We start from the raw sequence: 3,389 nt of genomic DNA, 5'->3' as shown, positions 1-3,389 counted from the left end.
ATAACAAAAGCGTCCTTTGTGAGCGCGACTTCCCGTCCTCCCACAGCCTGACGCTGTAGTACTTTAGGCGATGGCGGGCTTAACTACCGAGTTCGGAATGGGATCGGGTGATCCCCGCCTCCATGGTCACGCTCACAAAAGACGCTCTTTTGCGAACTTGTATGAGATTGTCAAGTTCTGTATATGCTGCACCCTGACGGTTGTATAGCGCTTATGTGACATTCGCGATTGGTTATATTCGATATCCAACTTATAGCAGAAGAGCTCGGGCTATTAGTAGCGCTCAGCTTAAAGGCTCACACCTCTTACACTTGCGCCCTATCAACCTCGTAGTCTACAAGGGCCCTTACCGAATAGAGAACTCATCTTGAAGACGGCTTCCCACTTAGATGCTTTCAGCGGTTATCCGTGCCGGACGTAGCTAAGCAGCCGTGCTGTTGGTCAACAACTGCTGCACCAGAGGTCCGTCCACCCCGGTCCTCTCGTACTAGGGGCAGATCTCCTCAATTCTCTTACGCCTGCGGAGGATAGGGACCGAACTGTCTCACGACGTTCTGAACCCAGCTCGCGTACCGCTTTAAATGGCGAACAGCCATACCCTTGGGACCGACTTCAGCCCCAGGATGCGATGAGCCGACATCGAGGTGCCAAACCTTGCCGTCGATGTGGACTCTTGGGCAAGATCAGCCTGTTATCCCCGGAGTACCTTTTATCCGTTGAGCGACGGCCATTCCACTCTGAGCCGCCGGATCACTAGAACCGACTTTCGTCCCTGCTCGGCGTGTCTGCCTCGCAGTCAAGCCCGCTTACACTCTTGCGCTCTTGGGATGATTGCCAACCATCCTGAGCGGACCTTTGCGCGCCTCCGTTACATTTTAGGAGGCGACCGCCCCAGTCAAACTACCCACCTGACACGGTCCTTGTGCCGGATCACGGCCACAAGTTAGATCGCCGGAACGACGAGGGCAGTATTCCAAGGGTGGCTCCACAGAAACTGGCGTCCCTGCTTCATAGCCTCCTGCCTATCCTCTACGCGCCGAGCCAACGATCAATGTCAAGCTGCAGTAAAGGTTCACGGGGTCTTTCCGTCCTTCCGCAGGTAATTCGCATCTTCACGAATAATACAATTTCACCGGGTCCATGGTTGAGACAGCGCCCAAATCGTTACGCCATTCGTGCAGGTCGGAACTTACCCGACAAGGAATTTCGCTACCTTAGGACCGTTATAGTTACGGCCGCCGTTTACTGGGGCTTAGTTTCAGAGCTTCGCCAAAAAGGCTAACCCATCCACGTAACCTTCCAGCACCGGGCAGGCGTCAGACCCTATACGTCGTCTTACGACTTTGCAGAGTCCTGTGTTTTTGATAAACAGTCGCTTGGGCCGTTTCGCTGCGACCCCCCAAAGCTTCACAAGCAAGTTGTTACACCTCAAGGGGCACTCCTTCTCCCGAAGTTACGGAGTCAGTATGCCGAGTTCCTTAACCATGGTTCTCCCGATCGCCTCGGTATGCTCTACCCGCCCACCTGTGTCGGTTTTGGTACGGGCGCCGCCCGACCTGCCTAGAGGTTTTTCTAGGAAGCATGGGCTCGCCGACTTCGCCTAATGGCTTCGTCTCGCGTCTCAGGCTATATGCAAAGCTGATTTCCATGCTTTGCGCCCTACACGCTTTCACGGGGACGTCCAGAACCCCGCTCGGTTACCCTTCTCCGTCGCCCCTTCGGTCATAATGGTCTGGCAGCGGTACAGGAATGTCCGCCTGTTGTGCATCGGCTACGCCTCTCGGCCTCGCCTTAGCTCCCGACTGACCCTGGGAGGATTAGCCTCGCCCAGGAACCCTTGGGCTTACGGCGGCGGCGTTTCTCGCGCCGCTCTCGTTACTCATGCCAGCATTCTCACTTCCTAACGCTCCACAAACGGTTACCCGTCTGCTTCGTCGCAGATAGGAAAGCTCCCCTACCACTGAAATAATTCAGTCCGCCGCTTCGGCGCCGTGCTTAGCCCCGTGAATTGTCGGCGCATGTCCACTTGACCAGTGAGCTGTTACGCACTCTTTAAATGCATGGCTGCTTCTAAGCCAACATCCTGGTTGTCTAGGCAAACGCACATCCTTTGCCACTTAGCACGGACTTGGGGGCCTTAGCGGGCGGTCTGGGCTGTTTCCCTTTCGAGCACGCAGCTTAGCCCACGTCCTCTGACTCCCGGTCTCTAATCCTTAGGCATTCGGAGTTTGGTTCGTGTTGGTAGGCGGTGAAGCCCCCGCGACGATCCAGTGCTCTACCACCTAAGGGAAACGACCGAGGCTAGCCCTAAAGCTATTTCGGGGAGAACGAGATATCTCCGAGTTTGATTGGCCTTTCACCCCTATCCACAGGTCATCCCCTCCGTTTTCAACCGAAGTGGGTTCGGCCCTCCACGGGGTCTTACCCCCGCTTCAGCCTGCCCATGGATAGCTCACATCGGCTTCGCGTCTACAGCATACGACTTACTCGCCATCTTAAAGGCTCGCTTTCACTACGGCTCGTTTCTTAACTTAACCTCGCCGCATACCGTAACTCGCTGGCTCATTCTACAAAAGGCACGCCGTCACAGCGCAAGGCTGCTCCGACTGCTTGTAGGCGCACGGTTTCAGGTACTATTTCACTCCCCTCTCGGGGTGCTTTTCACCTTTCCCTCACGGTACTGGTTCGCTATCGGTCACAGGAGAGTATTTAGCCTTGGAGGGTGGTCCCCCCAGATTCGCACCGGGTTTCACGTGCCCGGCGCTACTCGGGAATCACTTGCAAGGTTTGCGCAATTTCGCATACAGGGCTTTCACCTTGTGTCGCCGACTTTCCCAAATCGTTTTGCTATTACGCAAATTTGTAACCTTGTCTAGGAGCTGAGGCACCTAGAAAAAGTGACCCCACAACACCGCATGTGGCAACGCCCTCAGGCTTACACACACATGGGTTTGGGCTTTTGCGCTTTCGCTCGCCGCTACTCGCGCAATCTCGGTTGATTTCTCTTCCTTTGGGTACTTAGATGTTTCAGTTCCCCAAGTTGCCTCCATACACCCTATGAATTCAGGTGCAGGTAACAGGGCATGACCCCTGTTGGGTTCCCCCATTCGGAGATCTCAGGATCAAAGGGTGTTTGCCCCTCCCCTGAGCTTATCGCAGCTTGCCACGTCCTTCATCGACTTCCTGTGCCAAGGCATCCGCCGTGCGCCCTTAATATCTTCGTCCACAAGTTGGTTCCAAATCACATCAAGGTGTATCTAGGTATTTACATATCGATACAATCGCGATCGTGTTAGATGCTCTTGACGCAGTGTTTAAAACACTGCATTAAAAGATCAATTTGTCACTTAACGCTATACAACTGTCAAGGTGCAGATAAGGTAGATGTT

2 rRNA genes are annotated in these 3,389 nt (G+C 54.3%); both read right to left on the bottom strand.

From position 1 onward, the window contains the following. Nucleotides 1-19 precede the first annotated feature (19 nt). A 5S ribosomal RNA gene (gene rrf, locus NFR28_RS08805) occupies nucleotides 20-134 on the bottom strand. Nucleotides 135-253: 119 nt separating this feature from the next. After that, nucleotides 254-3,224 (bottom strand): 23S ribosomal RNA (locus tag NFR28_RS08800). Between the last annotated feature and the right edge of the window lie 165 nt (nucleotides 3,225-3,389).

This window comes from Adlercreutzia agrestimuris (assembly GCF_943193125.1).
Taxonomy (GTDB): domain Bacteria; phylum Actinomycetota; class Coriobacteriia; order Coriobacteriales; family Eggerthellaceae; genus Xiamenia; species Xiamenia agrestimuris.
This window is presented reverse-complemented; position numbering and strand designations above follow the sequence as displayed.